This is a genomic window from Sphingomonas rhizophila (genome assembly GCF_014396585.1).
In the GTDB taxonomy this organism is placed as follows: Bacteria; Pseudomonadota; Alphaproteobacteria; order Sphingomonadales; family Sphingomonadaceae; genus Sphingomicrobium; species Sphingomicrobium rhizophilum.
Map to the genome: position 1 here is coordinate 134,126 of NZ_CP060717.1, position 14,337 is coordinate 148,462.

Consider the following 14,337-nt stretch of genomic DNA (forward strand, 5'->3'; position numbering starts at 1 on the left):
GGATTCACTCCGTGATGGCCCACGGAGGACGAACGAAATGACCATCGCTCGCCACGTCATCGTTACCGGGACGGTGCAAGGCGTCTTCTTCCGCGCTTGGACCAAGCAGCAGGCCGAGGCGCTCGGCGTTTGCGGCTGGGTCCGGAACTTGCCCAATGGTTCGGTCGAGGCGCTGGTTGAGGGGGAAGAAGCGGCGGTCGCCGAGCTGGTCGAGCGGATGCGGTCGGGGCCTTCGGGGGCGGCGGTGGCGTCGCTGGAGGTGACGGAGGCCGTGGCTTCTGGCGCTACTCGGTTCGAGGTTCGGCATTAGCCGTCACGGAGTGAATCCGTGACGTCGATCCGGTCGCTGGAGCGCCGGTCGGCCGGCCTTCGCCGTCTCTCGACATAGCGACGCCTGCTTCGCGCCGCTTACGCTATGCTCGGCGGCTCAGGACGCAAAAGGATCCCGGACCAGAATCGTGTCGTCGCGCTCTGGCGAGGTGCTGACCAGCGCCACCGGGCAGCGGATCAGCTCCTCGATCCGGCGGACATATTTGATCGCCTGTGCGGGAAGGTCGGCCCATGACCGCGCGCCGGCGGTGGTGCCGCTCCACCCTTCCATCTCCTCGTAGACCGGGACCGCGCGGGCCTGGTCGGCGGCGTGGGCGGGGAAATAGTCGAGCGTCTGGTCGCCGATGCGGTATCCGGTGCAGATCTTCACCGTCGCGAACCCGTCGAGCACGTCGATCTTGGTGAGCGCGATGCCGGTCACGCCGCTGACCGCCGCCGACTGGCGGACCAGCACCGCGTCGAACCAGCCGCAGCGGCGCTTGCGGCCGGTGACCGTGCCGAATTCATGGCCGCGCTCGCCCAACCGCTGGCCGGTTTCGTCGTCCAGCTCGGTCGGGAAGGGGCCGGAGCCGACGCGGGTGGTGTAGGCCTTGACGATGCCGAGCACGAAGCCCGCCGCGCTTGGCCCCATGCCGGTGCCGCTGCCGGTCGTCCCGGCGACGGTATTGGACGAGGTGACGAACGGATAGGTGCCGTGGTCGACATCGAGCAGCACGCCCTGCGCGCCTTCGAACAGGATGCGGCGGCCGCGCTGCTTGGCCTCGTCGAGGTCGCGCCACACCGGGCGCGCGAAGGACAGGACGAAGTCGGCGATCTCGGCGAGGTCGCGCTTCAACCGTTCGCGGTCGACCGGCGGCTCGTTGAATCCGGCGCGCAGCGCGTCATGGTGGGCGCACAGGCGGTCGAGCTGCGGATCGAGCTCGCCAAGGTGGGCGAGGTCGCAGACGCGGATGGCGCGGCGGCCGACCTTGTCCTCATAGGCCGGACCGATGCCGCGGCGGGTGGTGCCGATCTTGCCCGCGCCGCTGGCGTCCTCACGCATGGCGTCGAGATCGCGGTGGATCGGCAGGATCAGCGGGCAGGTCTCGGCGATCATCAGCACGTCGGGCTCGATTCGTACGCCCTGGCCGCGCAGCTTTTCGACCTCGGCCTTCAGTGCCCACGGATCGAGCACGACGCCGTTGCCGATCACCGACGGCGTGCCAGTGACGATTCCGCTGGGCAGGAGGGAGAGCTTGTAGACCTTGTCGCCGACCACCAGCGTGTGGCCGGCGTTGTGGCCGCCCTGGAAGCGAACGACCATGTCGGCGCGGCTGGCGAGCCAGTCGACGATCTTCCCCTTGCCCTCGTCGCCCCACTGCGCGCCGATGACGGTGACGTTGCCCAACGTGATTCCCCTGACGGTTGCGGCAGCGCCTTAGGGGAGCCGGCGGCGAGGGTCAAAAAGGATGGGAGCTAATGTCCGGAATGGGTGGAAAGCGGGCATTGCGCTCGCCCGACTTCCGGAGCACCTTCCTTAAGGATGGTCAAACATTTCTGGGCCGGCGAGAATTTCTGGGGCGGGAACATTAGCTCTCACGACGCCTGCGCTGACGGCTGTTTCAGCCGCGGGGTGGGACCGGCTTTCCGCCGCCCGAGAACAGACGCGGAAGTTCATCGTCGATGGAGTTCCATCGCTATCGGTAGCAGTTATCCACCGTGGGATCCCGATGTGGGTCGAGGCGTTCGGCTGGGCCGATCGGGATCGACGGCTGCCGGCCCACGCGACGACACCCTATGCGATCGCTTCCGCGAGCAAACCGTTTACCGGCATGGCGGTCGCCAAGTTGATCGCCGACGGGCGTGTGTCGCTGGAGCAACCGATCGAGCGATATATCGAAGGCGTTACCATCAGAGCGCGCGGCGGCTTTCCGGTGACCGTCCGGCAAGCACTCCAGCATCAATCAGGCATTCCGCGCCATTGGCGAAATTTTTTCGCCGGCCAAGGCAGACCACCGACGTTCAGGAACGTCGCAAGAGAGCACGCATTCGCGACCGCAGCCCAAGGCAAGAGATACGTTTATTCAAACATGAACTATGGCCTGCTTGCCGCCGTGGTCGAAACGGTAGCGGGTCGGCCATTTCACCAATTCCTGAACGAGATCATTTTTCAGCCGCTCGCGATCACGACGGCAAAACCACTCGAAGCGCACTTCCCTAATTGGCATGCCGCCGTTCCTTACGAAGAAGACGGCACTCCGATTCCGCCCTATCTCGTTGACGAAACGGGGGCCCGAGATCTCGTCATGACCGCCTTCGACCTTGCTCGGGTCGGCCTCGCTAACCTGAATGGACGACTTGGGCAGGTCAGTCAGTTGATGCTTCGTCACCGAGCGCCATTGAGCCCCAGCGGTGCGAGCAAAGCCTCGTACGGACTGGGCTGGGTCGTCGAGGAAGATAGTCCTGCGGCGCTGTTCAGCTATGGCCACACCGGTGAAGGGCCGGGGGCGGCTGCAAGCCTCACGATCGTTCCTGGCGAAGAACTTGTAGTGGCGACGATCGCCAACCAGCAGGGGGCGCCGGCGTACATGCTGAACGAGATGATCGTGGACGCAATGAGCCCACAGTTTGCCGCGCGCCGAAAGGCGCACCCGTTCGTTTCTGCGCCGGCCGACGAAGAGGCTTTGCAATCACTCGCGGGTCGTTGGGAAGGCCGGGTCGAATCATCGTCGGGTGTGCATCTCGTGTGGATCGAAATTGACCCCTCCACCCGATCTGCATTGTCCATCGGTCAGCAAAAATCGCCGATCACACATCTTGTGGTGCGCGACGGCGTGCTGACGGGGCGCGCGGAAGTCACTCTCCCCGTGCCGGACGCCCGGTCTTGGCCGCATCAATCGAGGTTATCCGTGGAGCTTCGCGCAAACGAACTCGACGGGACGATCGCGGCCTACGCGAATCGAGGCAAAGTTGCGCATGACCAGTTCTGGCTGAGCTATCCCCTACGACTACATCGGGCGTGAACGAAAGTTTCCGCAACGGGTCGAAGCGGACACACCGGCTCGAACCGCATTCCATCAAATCACCAGCGGGACGACCTTCCTCACCCCTTCGAGCGCGCACAGCGTCTTGACGACGTCCGGGCCGATCTTGCCGTCGACCGCGACCAGCGAGGCGGCGTCGCCGCGGGCCTTTCGGCGGCCGAGGTTGAAGGTGGCGATGTTGATGCCAGCCTCGCCGAGCGCGGTGCCGAGCTTGCCGATGAAGCCCGGCGTGTCGGTATTGACGATGTAGAGCATCGAGCCGCCAAGCTCGGCCTCGATCTCGATCCCGAACAGCTCGACCAGGCGCGGGTTGGCGTTGCCGAACAGCGTGCCGGCGACGCGGCGCGTGCCCTTCGATGTCGTCGCCTCGACCGCGACCAGCGTGTGATAGGCGCCCTCGCGGTCGTGGCGGACCTCGCGGACGTCGAGGCCGCGTTCCTTGGCCAGGAAGGGCGCGTTGACCATGTTCACCGTGTCGGAATAGGTGCCCATCAGGCCCGCAAGCACTGCGCCGGTGATCGGCTTCGGATTGAGCTGTGCCGCAGCGCCCTCGACCTCGATCGCCACCGCCTTGATGTCCTCGCCAACGACCTGGCCGACCAGCTTCCCAAGGCTTTCGGCCAGCGCCATGTAGGGGCGCAATTTCGGCGCTTCCTCAGCCGACAGGGACGGCATGTTGATGGCGTTGGTGACGCCGCCGAGGAGCAGGAAGTCGCTCATCTGCTCCGCGACCTGAATGGCGACGTTGACCTGCGCCTCGCTGGTCGACGCGCCGAGGTGGGGCGTGGAGATGAAGTTGGGGGTGCCGAAGAGCGGCGACGCCTTGGCGGGTTCGGTTTCGAACACGTCCAATGCCGCGCCACCGACCTGGCCGCTGTCGAGCGCGTCCTTCAATGCCGCCTCGTCGATCAGGCCGCCGCGGGCGCAATTGATGATGCGCACGCCACGCTTGGTCTTGGCGATGTTGTCGCGGCTCAGGATGTTGCGGGTCTGGTCGGTCAGCGGGGTGTGGAGCGTGATGAAGTCGGCGCGCTTCAGAAGCTCGTCCAGCTCCACCTTCTCGATGCCAAGGTCGACGGCGCGTTCGGGCGTCAGGAAGGGATCGAACGCAACGACCTTCATCTTCAGGCCCAGTGCACGGCTGGCGACGATCGACCCGATGTTGCCGGCGCCGATCAGGCCGAGCGTCTTGCCGGTGACCTCGACGCCCATGAAGCGGTTCTTTTCCCACTTGCCGGCCTGGGTCGACAGGTCGGCCTCGGGCAGCTGGCGGGCGAGCGCGAACATCAGGGCGATGGCGTGTTCCGCGGTGGTGATCGAGTTGCCGAACGGGGTGTTCATGACGACCACGCCGCGCGCGGTGGCGGCGGGGATGTCGACATTGTCGACGCCGATCCCGGCGCGGCCGACGACCTTCAGATTTGTCGCCGCGTCGATGATCTTCGCGGTGACCTTGGTGGAGCTGCGGATGGCGAGGCCTTCGTACTGGTCAATAATCGCAGCGAGCTCTTCCGGGGTCTGGCCGGTGATCTCGTCGACCTCGATCCCGCGTTCGCGGAAGATGGCCGCGGCCTTGGGGTCCATCTGGTCGGAAATGAGGACTTTGACGGTCATTATGCTTGCTCCCTGGCCCAGTCGAGCCACGGCCCGAGGGCCTCGATATCGGCTGTGTCGACGGTTGCGCCGCACCAGATGCGAAGGCCCGGCGGGGCGTCGCGATAGCTGGCGATGTCGAACGCCGCGCCTTCCTGCTCGAGCAGCTTGGCGAAACGCTTGATGGTGTCGGCGTCGGCGCCCTCGACGGTCAGGCAGACGCTGGTCTTCGACCGCGTGGCCAGATCGGCGGCGAGGTGGCCGAGCCAGTTGCGCTGCTCGACGATCCGGTCGAGCGCGGCGGCATTGGCTTCGGTGCGGGCGATGAGGCCGCGAAGGCCGCCGAGCGATTTCGCCCATTCCAGCGCGACGATCGCGTCCTCGACCGCCAGCATCGATGGCGTGTTGATCGTCTCGCCGACGAAGATGCCCTCGGTCAGCTTGCCCTTCGACACCAGACGGAACAGCTTGGGCAGCGGCCGGTCGGGCGTGAAGCTTTCCAGCCGCTCGACCGCGCGCGGGCCGAGGATGAGGACGCCGTGCGCGCCCTCGCCGCCGAGCGCCTTCTGCCAGCTGAAGGTCGCGACATCGATCTTGGACCAGTCGATGTCGTAGGCGAACACCGCGCTGGTCGCGTCGGCGAAGGACAGGCCCTCGCGGTCGGCCGGGATCCAGTCGGCGTTTGGAACTCGCACGCCGGACGTGGTGCCGTTCCAGGTGAACAGGACGTCGTTCGACCAGTCGACCTGCGCCAGGTCCGGCATGTCGCCATAGTCGGCGCGGATGACGGTGGGGTCGAGCTTCAGTTGCTTGACCGCGTCGGTGACCCAGCCTTCGCCGAAGCTTTCCCACGCCAGCGTCGTCACCGGGCGGGCGCCCAGCATCGTCCACATCGCCATTTCGAAGGCGCCGGTGTCGCTGCCCGGCACGATGCCGATGCGGTGGGTGTCGGGAAGTTGCAACATCTCGCGCATCAGGTCGATGCACAGGGCGAGGCGCTTCTTGCCCAGGCCGCTGCGATGCGAACGGCCGAGGACGGCGGTGTCGAGTTGGTCGGGGCTCCAGCCGGGCGGCTTGGCGCACGGTCCGGACGAAAAATGCGGACGCGCGGGGCGCGTCGTCGGCTTGTCAGTCATGTAACTCTCCTCACAGAGAGCGCGCGCCGCGTTGGGACGGCGTGGCCCGACGCCGGAATGGCCGGATTTGCCCGCCGGAGCAAGCGTTTATTTCGCAAGTGCAGCAAGGGATTCGCGTCCGACGAATCGACGAAACGCAGCGAAATTGGCCGAAAATCTTAATCTCGATCAACCGAATCCATCCGTTCATCCCGATGAACGGACGGTTCATCCCTGGAGGGGGAACCGACAGTTGAATTCATTAACCAATGCGGGCCAGTTTCGCCTCTCCAAGACGCGCACGGGCAATTTGCGTATCTGGAACCGGGGCTGGGGAGCTCCAGACAGACGTAAAACCGGTCCGCGCCATTAGCGCCGCGGGCTTGAGGAATGGAGCGATACGGGGATGACCACTTTGACCGGGGCCAAGCAAGGCGTGTTCCGCCGTCGCGACCTGTTCGTGCATGACGGTAGCCACCTGCGCCGCATCAGCCTTACCGCCCCCGTCCAGGCCGCGATGGCCGTCCTCCTTCTTTTTGTCGTGGGCTGGTCGGCCTTTGCCACCGCCCGAATGGTCACCGCTTCCCCGACCGCCGTCCCCAAGCTTCTGTCTCCCCCGAAATCGCCCGCCTCGCCGCCGCCACCCAGGAACGCGTTGCCCGGATCGAACAGCGCCAGCAGCTGATCGCCGCAATGCTCGCCACCGACGAAATCGACCCGGCGATGGTTCGCCGCCTCGTCGCCTCCTCGTCGGCCGAGGGCGCGCAGGGCGGCCCGTTCGAGCCGGTCAAGGGCGGCGACGCCACCTTCAAGCAGCTGTTCACCAGCTGGAAGAAGCTCGACAATCTGGCCGATGGCGCGATCGCGGTCCCGTCGGAAAAGCCGGTGCGCAGCGCCGAATTCACCTCGGGCTATGGCGTCCGCAGCGACCCGTTCAAGGGCCGCGCCGCGATGCACGCCGGCATCGACCTCGCCGGACCGCTCGGCACCCCAATCTACGCGACCGCTGATGGCGTCGTGTCGACCGCAGGCTACAACAGCGGCGGCTATGGCAACCTCATCAAGGTCGATCATGGCAAGGGCATCGAAACCCGTTACGGTCACTTGTCGTCGATGGCGGTCCAGGCCGGCCAGCGCGTCACCCGCGGCCAGCTGATCGGCCGCATGGGCTCGACCGGCCGCTCGACCGGCAGCCATCTTCACTATGAAGTCCGGATCGACGGTCGCGCCGTCAACCCGATCCCGTTCATGAAGTCGAACGATTATCTGCTCGCCATGCAGCAGAAGGGCAATGCGTCCCATTCGATGGACGCCGTCGCGCTGGGCGGCCCGAAGCGCTAAAGCGCTGACGGCACTTGATCCGGGGCGCCCGCCGCCCCAATTCACGACGGTGACCGATACCCCGATCAGCCTGACGTCCAGTGCCGCGCGCCGAGTGGCGACGATCGCGGAAAAGCAGGGCAAGCCCGCCATCCTGCGACTGTCGGTCGACGGCGGCGGCTGCGCCGGTTTCTCCTACAAATTCGGGTTCGGCGAGATCGAGGAGGGCGACGCCATCGCAGTTCGCGATGGGGCGACGCTGGTCGTCGATCCGGTCAGCCTCGACCTGCTCGACGGAAGCGAGGTCGATTACGTCGAAGGTCTTGGCGGCGCTTCGTTCAAGGTGACCAATCCCAACGCGGCCAGCGGCTGCGGCTGCGGGTCCAGCTTTTCGATCTAGGCCGCGTCGGCTAGGGCGAAGGCCATGAAGCTCGCCACGTTCAACATCAACGGAATCCGCGCGCGCATGCCGCGCCTGCTGGAATGGCTCGAACGGGAACAGCCCGACATCGCCTGCCTGCAGGAATTGAAGTGCGCCGATGACGCCCTGCCCATCGCCGACATCCAGGCGGCCGGCTATGGCGCGGTGTGGCACGGGCAGAAAGGGTTCAACGGCGTCGCCATTCTCAGCCGCGGCGAGGATCCGGTGCTTCGGATGACCGGACTACCGGGCGATCCGGACGACACCCACAGCCGCTATATCGAGGCGGAAGTGCACGGGCTGATCGTGGCGTCGATCTACCTTCCGAACGGCAATCCGGTCGGAACGGAAAAGTTCGACTACAAGCTGCGCTGGATGCAGCGGCTGGCCGAACGCGCCGACGAGTTGCTGGCGCTGGAGCGGCCGACGGTTCTGGCCGGGGACTACAACGTCATCCCGGAAGACCGTGACACCTTTTCGCGGCGGGCGATGGCCAACGATGCCCTGTTCCAGCCGGAAAGCCAGGCCGCGTTCCGTTCACTGGTCAATCGCGGCTGGACCGACGCGCTTCGCGCACTCCATCCGCACGAGCCGAAGTTGTTCACCTTCTGGGATTACACCGCCGGCGCCTGGCCGCGCGACGCGGGGTTTCGGATCGACCACTTGCTGTGCTCGCCGCAAGCGTCGGACCGGCTGGTCGGGGCGGAGGTTCACAAATGGGCGCGTGACCAGGAGAAAGCCTCCGACCACGCGCCGGTCGCGATCGAGCTCCTTTAGCCGTTGACGACGTGCCCGCCGTTGGGGTGGAGCACCTGGCCGCTCATGTAGCTGGAATCCTCGCAGGCCAGGAACAGGAACGCCGGCGCGACCTCGTTGGGCTGGCCGGGCCGGCCCATCGGCGTGTCTTCCCGAAGGTCTTCAGCTTTTCAGGTGACGCACCGCCCATCGGGTTGAGCGGTGTCCAGATGGGGCCCGGCGCGACACCGTTCACGCGAATGCCGTCCTCGATCAAATTCTCGGACAGCGAGCGGGTGAAGGCAGTAATGGCGCCCTTGGTCGAGCTGTAATCGAGCAGCTCCTTGCTGCCCTGGTAGTTGGTGATCGAGGTGCAGTTAATGATCGCGCTGCCCTTCTTGAGATGCGGACGCGCCGCCTGGGTCAGGAAGAACATCGAGAAGATGTTGGTCTGGAAGGTCCGGCGAAGCTGCTCCTCGGTAATGTCACGGATGTCCTTGTCGGGATGCTGCTCGCCGGCGTTGTTGACCAGGATGTCGAGCCCGCCGAACGTATCGACCACCTTGGCGACGAGTTCGTCGGCGAAGTCTTTCTCGCCGAGATCGCCGGCGACCGCGATGGCGCGAGCGCCCTCGGCTTCGCACAGCTTCCTGGTCTTTTCCGCATCGTCATGCTCGCACAGGTAGGCGATGGCGACGTTGGCGCCTTCGCGCGCGAAGAGGACGGCCGTGGCGCGGCCGATGCCGCTGTCGGCGCCGGTGATCAGCGCGGTCTTGCCCTCCAGCCGACCGGAACCCGGATAGCGCGGCTCCCAGTCGGGCTTCGGCTGCAGCTCGCTCTCGTGCCCCGGAAGCGCATCTTCGTGAATCATCGGTTCGTGGGTGTCGGACGTCATGGTCATGGCGCGGGATTCTCCTTTCCCGCGCCAACGCGCCGCGACCGGCCCTGTTGCGACCGTTACAGGGCCTTATCGTAAATCCGGTAGACGTGGTTGGTGTCGGCGCCCGGCAACTGGGCGATCGACATCATCCCTTCATTATCCTCGAGAATCCAGCCGAACTCCCCGCGCTGGACGCCGTAATGGTCCCGGCTCGCCTTGCGCACCCGCTCGATCAGCAGGAATGCGAGCTGGCCGGCGAGGCGGCTGCCGTGAAGTTTGCGGAGCACGCCCATCAACGGCACGCGGACCCGCTTCACCCGCGGTTTGTGCAGCCGCCACAGCAGCTTGGCGAAGCCGAACGGGAACAGGCGGCCGTCGAGGTCATCGGTCATCTCGTTGATGTCGGGAATGGTCAGGATGAAGGCGACCGGTTCCCCGTCATACTCGGCGATCTGGACGAGGTCCTCGTAGATGATCGGCTTCAGCTTCTTGCCGGCGTAAGCGATCTCGGCCGGGGTCAGCGGCACATAGCCCCAATTGTCGGCCCAGGCGTCGTTGAGGATGGTGAGGATGGTCTGCGCCTCGGCATCGAAGTTCGACTTGTCGACGTCGCGCAGGCGGATACGGGGATTCTTTTCCCCAATCTCCAGCAGCCGATTGATCGCCGGCGGATAGTCGATGCTGGTCGGCACCTCGTAGGTGACGAGGTCCTTGGCCTTCGCATACCCGGCCTTTTCGATCCAACCGGCATAGTGGGGCAGGTGATGGCCCATCATCACCACCGGCTTGTCGGCGAAGCCCTTGATGAGCAGGCCCGGCTCGTCCCAGATCGACAGCGAGATCGGACCCATGGCGCGGGTCATGCCCTCGCCGCGCAGCCAATCCTCCGCGCGGGCGATGAGAGCGAGCGCCGCGTCCTCGTCGAGCGCGTCGAAGAACCCCCATTGACCGAGGCCCGCCTGCATATGTTCCAGCACCAGATCGTCGACCTGCGCGCTGATCCGGCCGACGACTTCCCCGTTGCGGCGGGCCAGGAACAGCGCGGCCCGGCCATGGCCGAACCAGGGATTTTTCTTCGGGTCGATCAGGCCGCGGACCTCGTCCTTGAGCGGCGGGGTCCAATAGGGATCGTCCTTGTAAACGGTCCAGGCGAAGTCGACGAAGGCCTTGCGGTCGGCCTTGGAAGCGACCGGATCGATGGTGAGCGCGGAAACGGGCATGGGTAAGGGGCTAGCGGGCGATGGCTGCAGCGACAAGCGCGGCTTCAAGCGCGGTTCAGGAGACGCCTGCTACCTCCGACCGCCTTGATGGTGCCATTTTCCTTTGCGAGTGGCGCCGACTGAAACAGCCCATGATGAGCGAAATGGCCCTGCACGATCCCATCGTTGAACCCGCGACGACGCGCGTGACCCGCGACGACAAGGCGATGCTGAAGGCCGCGGCGAACCTGACCCGCGACCTCAACGTCGCCAATCCGCGCGTTTACTGGGCGGACCTGATCGCGTCGGCGACGATCGGCTATGCCGGGCTGGCCGCGGCGATCCTGGCGCCGACGACGCTCGCCGCCGTCGCCTGCGGTCTGGTCGCGGTGCTGGCGCTGTACCGCGCCGGAAGCTTCATCCACGAACTGACCCACATCAAGCCGAACGCCGTTCCCGGCTTTCGCGTGATATGGAACATGATTGTCGGCGTTCCGCTGCTGATCCCGTCCTTCATGTACGAGGGTGTCCATAACCAGCATCACGGCAAGACCTATTATGGCACCGTCAACGACCCCGAATATCTCCCGCTCGCGTTGATGAAGCCGTGGACGCTTCCGGTGTTCCTGGTCGCCGCCCTGCTGGCCCCTGTCGCGTTGCTGTTCCGCTTCGGCGTTCTGGCGCCGCTGTCGCTTTTCGCGCCGAAGCTGCGCGACCTTGTCGTGGCGCGCTATTCGGGGCTCCAGATCAACCCGTTGTTCCGCCGCCAGCGGCCGACCGGGACCTTCGCGCGCGACTGGGCGATCCTGGAAACCGCCACCAGCATCTGGGCGATCGCGCTGGTGGCGATGGTCGCGACGGGCGTCATTCCGCTGCGCGCCTTCTTGATCTTCCTCGCCATTGCGTCGGGGACGATGTTCCTCAACCAGGTGCGGACGCTGGTCGCGCATCTGTGGGAAAATGACGGCGAGCCGATGAGCGTCACGGCGCAATATCTCGACAGCGTCAATGTCCCGCCGCCGGGCACGCTGCCCGCGCTCTGGGCGCCGGTGGGGCTGCGGTATCACGCGCTGCATCACCTGCTGCCGGGCCTGCCCTATCATGCGCTGGGCGAAGCGCACCGCCGGCTGGTCAGGGAGCTGGAAGCGGGATCGAGCTATCACGAGGCAACCCACCGCGGGCTGTCGCCGCTTGTCGCTCGGCTGGCACGCAGCAGTTGGACCTCGGGCCGCTAGCTACTCCTCGCTCCGGATCAGCACCGTTTCGCCGATCAACAGGAACAGGAAGAAGGGTGCCCAGGCCGCCAGCATCGGCGGATAGGCCCCGACATTGCCCAGCGCGAGGCTGAAATTGTCGACGACGAAATAGGCGAAGCCCAGCGCCATGCCGATCGTCGCGCGCAGCAGCACCTGTCCCGACCGCGCCAGCCCGAACGCCGCCATTGCCGCCAGCAGCGGCATCAGGATCGCCGACATCGGCCCCGACAGCTTGTGCCACCAGCCGGTCAGCGCCTCGTCGGTCGGGCGACCGGCAGCCTCCAGCTCTGCGATCGCCTGCCTCAGGTCGAAGAAGTCGCGCTCGGCGGGGACAACCTTGGCCAGCGTGAAGCGGTCGGGGCAACGCCGGGCAGCGCGGCCATCGAGTCGAATCGGCGCACCACGCCCTGCGCGGCGTCGTACCGGCGCCCGTTGCGGAGCGTCCAGCCGTTGGTGGCGGGATCGCGAACGGCGCTCTCGGCTTCGGTGATGCTGACCACCGATCCGCCGCTGCGGCCATAGATGTCGACGCCCTGCAGGGTCAGGCGGGCGCCGCGTCCGGAAAGCTGGTCGACGTGGACAAGGTCGTCACCGGCGCGCAGCCAGACGTTGCTGGTGACGTTCGATTGCGGCGGGACCTTCCGGTAATCGGCATTGCTCCAAGCGGTCACTTCGCGCTGTGAGCGGACGACGACCGTCTCGTTGAAGACGAAGGTGGCGATCGCGACGAAGAAGCTGACGATGACCATCGGCGCCAGGATCTGGTGGGCGGACAGGCCGGCGGCCTTCATCGCCACCACCTCGCTGTTCTGGTTGAGGCTGGTGAAGGCAATCAACGTGCCGAGCAGTACCGAAAACGGCAGGAAGCGCGCGGCGAGCAGCGGCAGGCGCAGGCCCACGTAGCGCCACAGATCCGCCTCGCTGTTCCCGGGCACCGCCAGGATTTTTCCGGATTCGCCAAGCAAATCGAGCGTCATCAGCACCAGTACGAGCGCGATCAGAACCGCAAGCGAGCGGGTCAGGAACAGCCGCGCCATGTAGAAGGTGATCTGGCGCGATGGCAGGAAATCGAAATTGATCATGCCGCCGCCGGCTCCCGCTTCGTGCGCTTGAGCAGGCGCTGGAACGACTTGCCGAGCTTGGCGAACGCGGCCTCCAGCGCGCCGATCGGCTGGCCGCCGGGGCGATGGGCGATGATGTGGTACATCCAGCCGATCAGCGCGACGAAGCCGATGAACGGCACCCACAATGCGACCTCGGGCATCACGCTTCCGCGCGATCCCATGCCTAGCGCGTACTGGTTGATCTTGTGGTAGGTGACCACCATCACGATCGCGACGAAAATGCCGAGCGCGCTCGACGATCGCTTGGGCGGCACCGCCAGCGCGATCGCCAGCAACGGCAGCATCAGCATCATCGCCACCTCGACCAGCCGGAAGTGAAATTCCGACCGTGCCGCCAGCCGGTGCTCACGGGTTTCGTCACCGGATCCGTAGGCGTGCTGCGCCACCTCGGTAATCGTCAGCTCGTCTTCGTCCGACCCGCGTCCCCGGAAGGGGTCGATGGCGGGCAGGTTGATGGGCAGGTCGTAGCTGTTGAACGACAGGGTTCGCGGCGTGACGAACTTGTCATTGTCCTGGATCAGGCGGCCGCGCTTCAACCGGAAGATGATGGTGTCAGGATCGTCGGTCGCCAGGAATTGCCCCTCGGCCGCGGTGGCGGAAACTCGAGTGCCGTTCTTGTCATCGAGCGCGGTGAAGATGCCGTAGAGCTTCGTCCCCTTCTCCTCGCTGCGGTCGATGCGCAGCGTCATCCGCTTGGAGAAGGTATTGAACTCGCCAACCTTGATCGCCGCTCCGAGGGCACCGGAGCGAAGGTCGAAGCGCAGCCCTTCGTAGCGGTAACGCGAATAGGGCTCGGCCCAGCCGACGATGAAGATGTTGAGTGCCATCAGCCCGATGGTGAACATGTAGGGCACGCGAAGCAGGCGGCCATATCCGACGCCGATTCCGCGCAGGGCGTCGAGTTCGGACGACAGCGCCAGCTTGCGGAAGGCGAGCAGGATGCCGAGCAGCAGGCCGATCGGGATGCCGAGCGAGAAATATTCGGGCAACAGGTTGGCCAGCATCCGCCATACCACGCTGACCGGTCCGCCGGCGTTGATGACGAAATCAAACAGGCGCAGCATCTTGTCGAGGACGAGCAGCATCGCCGCCAGGATCAGCGTTCCGACCAGCGGGACGGTGATCGTCCGCGCCAGATATCGGTCGATCAGACCCAAACGTCCCACTTTTTGTCGTTCCTGCACCATGATTTGGCCGCAAAGCAGCCGGAAAACGGCAACTGGCGCACTGCAAGGGCAAGGGCGCTGTCGTGCCTATAGCCCAATGGATGCCGATTTCATGCGGATTTCTCGCTTCCCTGCTGATCCGATGCGCTTCGGCGGTGGTGCGGGCGCCCGAGTC

Annotated in this window: 12 protein-coding genes and 2 pseudogenes; 7 read left to right on the forward strand and 7 right to left on the reverse strand. The window is 65.6% G+C overall.

Features of this window, described 5'->3' with window-relative positions:
- The first annotated feature begins 37 nt into the window (after nucleotides 1-37).
- Entirely contained in the window at nucleotides 38-310 is a 273-nt protein-coding gene (locus H9L12_RS00640; RefSeq protein WP_187542199.1) for an acylphosphatase, read from the forward strand.
- A gap of 117 nt (nucleotides 311-427) precedes the next feature.
- On the opposite strand, the gene H9L12_RS00645 is transcribed toward H9L12_RS00640, so the two are convergent.
- Nucleotides 428-1,717 carry an adenylosuccinate synthase gene (locus H9L12_RS00645; protein WP_187542200.1) on the reverse strand — a complete coding sequence of 430 codons (1,290 nt, stop codon included), beginning with the start codon at nucleotides 1,715-1,717 and terminating at the stop codon, nucleotides 428-430.
- Between the two features lie 322 nt (nucleotides 1,718-2,039).
- Between H9L12_RS00645 and H9L12_RS00650 the strand changes: the two genes are divergently transcribed.
- Nucleotides 2,040-3,332 carry a serine hydrolase domain-containing protein gene (locus tag H9L12_RS00650; RefSeq protein WP_187543097.1) on the forward strand — a complete coding sequence of 431 codons (1,293 nt, stop codon included), beginning with the start codon at nucleotides 2,040-2,042 and terminating at the stop codon, nucleotides 3,330-3,332.
- A 54-nt stretch (nucleotides 3,333-3,386) separates the two neighbouring features.
- Here H9L12_RS00650 and serA read toward each other — a convergent pair whose 3' ends face one another.
- Nucleotides 3,387-4,967 carry a phosphoglycerate dehydrogenase gene (gene serA / locus H9L12_RS00655; RefSeq protein WP_187542201.1) on the reverse strand — a complete coding sequence of 527 codons (1,581 nt, stop codon included), beginning with the start codon at nucleotides 4,965-4,967 and terminating at the stop codon, nucleotides 3,387-3,389.
- On the reverse strand, nucleotides 4,967-6,082 hold the full coding sequence (locus H9L12_RS00660) for a phosphoserine transaminase (protein ID WP_187542202.1): 1,116 nt from the start codon (nucleotides 6,080-6,082) through the stop codon (nucleotides 4,967-4,969). Before H9L12_RS00660 ends, serA begins: the two co-directional genes overlap by 1 nt.
- Before the next feature lie 385 nt (nucleotides 6,083-6,467).
- On the opposite strand from H9L12_RS00660, the gene H9L12_RS00665 reads away from it, so the two are divergent.
- Genes H9L12_RS00665 through xth form a run of 4 tightly spaced genes read left to right on the forward strand, consistent with a single transcriptional unit; the run spans nucleotide 6,468 to nucleotide 8,579 of the window.
- Nucleotides 6,468-6,746, forward strand: coding sequence for a hypothetical protein (locus tag H9L12_RS00665; protein ID WP_187542203.1), 279 nt, complete (start codon nucleotides 6,468-6,470; stop codon nucleotides 6,744-6,746).
- A gap of 8 nt (nucleotides 6,747-6,754) precedes the next feature.
- Nucleotides 6,755-7,402 carry a M23 family metallopeptidase gene (locus H9L12_RS00670; RefSeq protein WP_187542204.1) on the forward strand — a complete coding sequence of 216 codons (648 nt, stop codon included), beginning with the start codon at nucleotides 6,755-6,757 and terminating at the stop codon, nucleotides 7,400-7,402.
- A gap of 49 nt (nucleotides 7,403-7,451) precedes the next feature.
- Complete coding sequence (gene erpA, locus H9L12_RS00675) at nucleotides 7,452-7,781, forward strand: iron-sulfur cluster insertion protein ErpA (protein WP_246450453.1); 330 nt, start codon at nucleotides 7,452-7,454, stop codon at nucleotides 7,779-7,781.
- A gap of 24 nt (nucleotides 7,782-7,805) precedes the next feature.
- Nucleotides 7,806-8,579 (forward strand): exodeoxyribonuclease III, encoded by a 774-nt coding sequence (gene xth / locus H9L12_RS00680; protein WP_187542206.1) that lies wholly within the window; start codon nucleotides 7,806-7,808, stop codon nucleotides 8,577-8,579.
- On the opposite strand, the pseudogene H9L12_RS00685 reads toward xth, so the two are convergent.
- Nucleotides 8,576-9,432: pseudogene (locus tag H9L12_RS00685) on the reverse strand (SDR family oxidoreductase). The gene xth and the pseudogene H9L12_RS00685 sit on opposite strands and share 4 nt — an antisense overlap.
- Before the next feature lie 62 nt (nucleotides 9,433-9,494).
- Entirely contained in the window at nucleotides 9,495-10,637 is a 1,143-nt protein-coding gene (locus tag H9L12_RS00690) for an N-acetyltransferase (RefSeq protein ID WP_187542207.1), read from the reverse strand.
- Nucleotides 10,638-10,780: 143 nt separating this feature from the next.
- Between H9L12_RS00690 and H9L12_RS00695 the strand changes: the two genes are divergently transcribed.
- Nucleotides 10,781-11,851 (forward strand): fatty acid desaturase family protein, encoded by a 1,071-nt coding sequence (locus H9L12_RS00695; protein WP_187543098.1) that lies wholly within the window; start codon nucleotides 10,781-10,783, stop codon nucleotides 11,849-11,851.
- Here the strand turns inward: H9L12_RS00695 and lptG are convergent.
- Both lptG and H9L12_RS00705 read right to left on the reverse strand, forming a co-directional pair.
- A pseudogene (gene lptG / locus H9L12_RS00700) lies at nucleotides 11,852-12,954 on the reverse strand (LPS export ABC transporter permease LptG).
- Complete coding sequence (locus tag H9L12_RS00705) at nucleotides 12,951-14,162, reverse strand: LptF/LptG family permease (RefSeq protein WP_246450457.1); 1,212 nt, start codon at nucleotides 14,160-14,162, stop codon at nucleotides 12,951-12,953. Before H9L12_RS00705 ends, lptG begins: the two are co-directional and overlap by 4 nt.
- Between the last annotated feature and the right edge of the window lie 175 nt (nucleotides 14,163-14,337).

Bases quoted from the DNA above. Each gene is read 5' to 3' on its own strand.
- H9L12_RS00640 (WP_187542199.1), top strand. From the start codon at position 38: ATGACCATCGCTCGCCACGTCATCGTTACCGGGACGGTGCAAGGCGTC.
- H9L12_RS00650 (WP_187543097.1), top strand. From the start codon at position 2,040: ATGTGGGTCGAGGCGTTCGGCTGGGCCGATCGGGATCGACGGCTGCCG.
- serA (WP_187542201.1), bottom strand. From the start codon at position 4,967: ATGACCGTCAAAGTCCTCATTTCCGACCAGATGGACCCCAAGGCCGCG.
- H9L12_RS00660 (WP_187542202.1), bottom strand. From the start codon at position 6,082: ATGACTGACAAGCCGACGACGCGCCCCGCGCGTCCGCATTTTTCGTCC.
- H9L12_RS00665 (WP_187542203.1), top strand. From the start codon at position 6,468: ATGACCACTTTGACCGGGGCCAAGCAAGGCGTGTTCCGCCGTCGCGAC.
- H9L12_RS00670 (WP_187542204.1), top strand. From the start codon at position 6,755: ATGCTCGCCACCGACGAAATCGACCCGGCGATGGTTCGCCGCCTCGTC.
- xth (WP_187542206.1), top strand. From the start codon at position 7,806: ATGAAGCTCGCCACGTTCAACATCAACGGAATCCGCGCGCGCATGCCG.
- H9L12_RS00690 (WP_187542207.1), bottom strand. From the start codon at position 10,637: ATGCCCGTTTCCGCGCTCACCATCGATCCGGTCGCTTCCAAGGCCGAC.
- H9L12_RS00695 (WP_187543098.1), top strand. From the start codon at position 10,781: ATGGCCCTGCACGATCCCATCGTTGAACCCGCGACGACGCGCGTGACC.